4 protein-coding genes and 1 rRNA gene are annotated in these 3,152 nt (G+C 43.5%); 2 read left to right on the top strand and 3 right to left on the bottom strand.

The annotated features are described in order from the left end of the window. The first annotated feature begins 293 nt into the window (after positions 1-293). Positions 294-443 carry a hypothetical protein gene (locus J2Z28_RS30920; protein ID WP_211085770.1) on the top strand — a complete coding sequence of 50 codons (150 nt, stop codon included), beginning with the start codon at positions 294-296 and terminating at the stop codon, positions 441-443. A gap of 101 nt (positions 444-544) precedes the next feature. Here J2Z28_RS30920 and J2Z28_RS30915 read toward each other — a convergent pair whose 3' ends face one another. Beyond that, positions 545-730 (bottom strand): sigma factor G inhibitor Gin, encoded by a 186-nt coding sequence (locus J2Z28_RS30915; protein WP_017691396.1) that lies wholly within the window; start codon positions 728-730, stop codon positions 545-547. 501 nt (positions 731-1,231) lie between these two features. Here J2Z28_RS30915 and J2Z28_RS30910 point away from each other — a divergent pair. After that, positions 1,232-1,756: a hypothetical protein gene (locus tag J2Z28_RS30910; protein WP_036606136.1), complete on the top strand. Its 525-nt coding sequence runs from the start codon at positions 1,232-1,234 to the stop codon at positions 1,754-1,756. A gap of 650 nt (positions 1,757-2,406) precedes the next feature. Here the strand turns inward: J2Z28_RS30910 and J2Z28_RS30905 are convergent. Together J2Z28_RS30905 and rrf are read right to left on the bottom strand one after the other, a co-directional pair. Beyond that, positions 2,407-2,847, bottom strand: a complete 441-nt coding sequence (locus tag J2Z28_RS30905; RefSeq protein ID WP_017691399.1) for a hypothetical protein — start codon at positions 2,845-2,847, stop codon at positions 2,407-2,409. Between the two features lie 212 nt (positions 2,848-3,059). Continuing rightward, positions 3,060-3,152, bottom strand: a 5S ribosomal RNA gene (gene rrf / locus J2Z28_RS30900); the annotation flags it as partial.

The following is a 3,152-nucleotide window of genomic DNA, read 5'->3' as shown; positions in this document are numbered from 1 at the left end:
ATTTCCACGGTACTATGTCCCCCTCCGACTCCCTTCCCGCAGCTCTCCATTTCACCTTTCGGGCTTATAGGTTTGCTCCTCACGAAAAAAAAAAAACTTCGTGCGGGGGAGGGTCTCCCTAGTTCCAGACCCAACTTTCTCCACATGCCGTTCCCCTTACACCGGAGAGTTCTTCCGCGCTGCACTTCCAAGGGCTTCACGCGTTCCATGGTCTTCGCCCACTGTCTCAAGGCTCGACTCTCTCTTGTCCTAAAAAAAAAGGTTATTTTTAACGGTGCGGCAGGATTCACTTCATGTTACGGCCTGTGGATTTGCTCGCACTTCGTATTGAAGTTACTTTGTCACGGGGCTTCAACCTTAGGATTTCTCCACCAGCTGCCCGTCAGCTACGAGGCGACTTGGCTCTTACCTCGACCGGACTTTCACCGGCTAGTTATGTCTAGCTTGGCTAGGCGCGCAAACAGAAAAAGGCCCAATGGGCCTCTATACACATCAGCATCGTTACAATGTGATGTTTCGCTTCTACTTCTATTAGCAACATTCATTATGCGTTTTTTTGTACCCAAATTTGCTTCATTTGATGGATAAAATAATTGTACTTGGCATCCTGCGCGTCGGTATGAACCATTTCTGCTTCACAAGTGTCACATATGAATTCAGATACAATAAAAATGCCTTCTCTTTTTCTTTGCTCGCAGATAATACATGTGTGTTCGGCATGTTCTTCCATGAACCATCCCACCTTGTTTTACGTTTACTATCAGTATTGCACAGTCTCTATTATTTTAAACATTTTCATAGTGCTTTCTTTCTATAAAATATATATATTCGCCCACCCCCTTTTGGGTGTCTGTACCGAAAAATACATTCATTCTCCCTACAAGAACATTCACCTGCTTATGTATATACAGTTATCCTACATTCCATCGCATTTACCTCTACATCACGTATCCCATGGCCTGACTCAAACTTATATTCAATTTCCTTAAAAAAACTTGGAATCCCAGCCGATATATAATACATGATAACGATATCAAAGCCTGACAGTCCGTGTATTCGGGAGTATACTGAGATAAGCTCCGTCGAATCTCAATATCTTGTACAATCGTCATGGCCTGAGATACAAGGTTCATATATACATACATGTATGATTCATTCCCTATTACTCGTGTAAGAAAAACGAATACCCACTCCCACGCAAACGTGAATCCGAAGGAGGATATATAATCGTATGATCGCCGAACCGGAGAATAAAGCAACATTTTATCAATACCGGCTTCTGAAAAAAAAGGCTATCGCCCGCAGTGTCATTTACAGCTATCTGTGTCTGCCGGTCATCATGCTCTTATTCAATCTACTCGCATTCTCCTGGACTGGCCTCTTCTTTTTTGTACTGGCAGGTCCAATCACCATCTGGATTCATTATGTCATCGCCAGAACCATATTACTTCTGGTCCGTACCTCTTACGCTAAACGCTGGCGCTGGAATATGCGTATGCCCTGGCTAGGTTATATCCCTGATCAGCATTTTAGCTTCCGTATGTTTGTCCGGGTACACCTTAACATGAGCTGGATTGGACTATGTATCATTACAGTATGTTTGATATGGTCGCCATTGTCCTTCACCCTCTCGCTGATCTTCTGGCATTTGTGGTTGCTGGGTCCTCGCTTATATGTTGTAATGGTGCTCTCCCGCGAGCGCAAAGACGGACTCATCAAATTGAATGAACAAGATGTCTCATATTATCTGCAATAACACTCCCTCATTTATGCAATACTCAATGTACCTTACTTACTTGTAATACATAACCGCTGAGCCCTTCGAATAATCTGATGCAAAAACATTAATCGTGTATCGTTCAGTTGACTCAGCCTCACATGCTCAAATAAAGGTTATCCACTGTGGATAACCTTTATTGTCTTCCCCTTCTCATCCCTTATCCACAGCATGGGTATAGTTAAATGAGTTATCCCCACTCGTGGCTCCGTTCTTCTCCTCTTTTTCGCCTCTTGTTACATATCTCATAACCCCATTTGTTTCGTAGAACTTACGCCTTGAGCGATCTCTCACTCAGTCTCAGCTCTATATGCCCTCAAGCTGCTTTCCATCAGCCACTCATTACCTCATACCTTTATAAAACTTATCTCTCTCCCCCTCTATTTTAGCGGTTTACACTCCCCTATGCTTCAAGAACACATACCACCTATACGTGTACGAAAAAAACTACTCCATTCCTTCTGAACCTGTATGACCTCTGATCCACCATACGTGACGGGTTCTCCCATCATTACTAAAGCCTACTTCGCCAAATAACAAAAAGCCCCCGATCATCTACACGGGAGCTTTACTATATTAAAGGAACATCACAGCGTTAATTAATCATACCAAACCATACTTGAACCAGCTTAATCATCTTCAGCCAATGATTTAACTGTCGTTTGAGTAGCATCATTTCTAGGAACCATTAGTGTAAAGGAACCATCATGTACTGCTAAATGCACAGTATGTCCTTCCTTTGCAAATACACGCAAGGTACTGGATTCATTGGATGTACCCTTGGCTTGCCTCTCTGTCCAACCCCAGCTTTTAATCTCGTCTAGATATACCTCAGGCAAGCTAGTACTCTCACTAATACCAGACAGCGTATATCGAACGTAATCCATATCCGAATTATTTTCAGACTGGTCAGATTTATTCGCTACTTTCGGTACTGGAAAACTCTTCTCGTTCACCGCACCTTCATATGAAGTCCATACAGATCCTGAAGCTTCACCGCATCCTGCCAGAACAACGGTCAAACAAAGCAACAGAAATGATTGTAGTCCAAGTCTCCGCCAACTTAACACACACACCCTCCTTTTCACAGCTGCACATTCCAGCTCTGTGGTCAGGTACTTTTAGCATATTTAACATAGTCCTATTATACTGGTTTTGCCGCTGTTATCCGTAACAAAAATGTTACCTTCCAATATCGATCATGTCAGAGCTTCCGCTCATCGTATTTAATCCTTATAAACAAATAAAAACCACCACCGAATAACATCGGCAGTGGTTCTTTGCTTGGCGGCGTCCTACTCTCCCAGGACCCTGCGGTCCAAGTACCATCGGCGCTAGAGGGCTTAACGGTCGTGTTCGGGATGGGTACGTGTGG

It is taken from the genome of Paenibacillus xylanexedens (genome assembly GCF_017874615.1).
Classification (GTDB): Bacteria; Bacillota; Bacilli; order Paenibacillales; family Paenibacillaceae; genus Paenibacillus; species Paenibacillus xylanexedens.
Note: the sequence above shows the minus strand (reverse complement) of the source record. Positions and strands in the feature narration are given on the sequence as shown.